Consider the following 854-nt stretch of genomic DNA (forward strand, 5'->3'; position numbering starts at 1 on the left):
GAGATTGGATTACTATGGATAAACATGGAATTAACGGCCGAGTCATTGAAGTGACTTTGAATACTGTGAAAATACGTAATTTTGATAATACCATTCTGACGGTTCCGCCTTATTCTTTAGTCAATGAATCATTTCAGAATTGGAGAGGAATGGAAGAGTCTGAAGGTAGGAGGGTAAAACGCTCTATAAACATAGATGTGAACAGCATCCGTTTTTCTTCGTCAGAATTATTGATAAAATTATCCCAAATAGAATTGTTTCAAGACGTATTATCTGAATATTTAGGAGGTAAGAATAGCAAGCAAACAAAGGTTTCTAATCTTAAGTTGTTTAGAATTTATATTGAACGTTATATACAAAGTTTGCCTACGACGAATTCCGATATGCTCTATATGGTTCGCTATTTGGAAATGACGGATAAAGGATTGCCAGTGGAATTTTATTTTTTTTCTGCTCAGAAAGTCTGGGTTGATTATGAACATATTGTTGCTGACTTTTTTGATCATGCATTGGCAATGTTGCCTGTTTTTGAATTAAAACTGTTCCAAAGTCCGTCTGGTTCAGATTTGGACCGTTTGGTACGAAGACTGGAAAATTGATTTGGAATTTGTAATGAAAAGAGCTCTTTTTTCTAAATGACATTTTGTTAAAATTGTAGTACATTTACCGAATATAAAAGATGAGGACAAGTATGGGATACAATATGAATATAAAATATGCCTTTTTATTTTGTTTGTTTTATTTTGTTTACTTTTCAGCATATCCTTCTGTCGGAGATTCGATAAAAGTCAGTTTGCTGACCTGTTCTCCAGGAGAAAAGTCTTTTGAGTTATTTGGGCATACAGGTATTCGGG

Annotated in this window: 1 protein-coding gene; it reads left to right on the forward strand. The window is 33.7% G+C overall.

The genetic code is table 11. The annotated features are described in order from the left end of the window. The coding region (locus tag BN2628_RS00055; RefSeq protein WP_154668348.1) for a mechanosensitive ion channel domain-containing protein at window positions 1–599 on the forward strand (599 nt) is incomplete at its 5' end. Window positions 600–854 lie beyond the last annotated feature (255 nt).

The sequence above is a fragment of the Gabonia massiliensis genome, assembly GCF_001403595.1.
GTDB classification, from domain to species: domain Bacteria; phylum Bacteroidota; class Bacteroidia; order Bacteroidales; family Coprobacteraceae; genus Coprobacter; species Coprobacter secundus.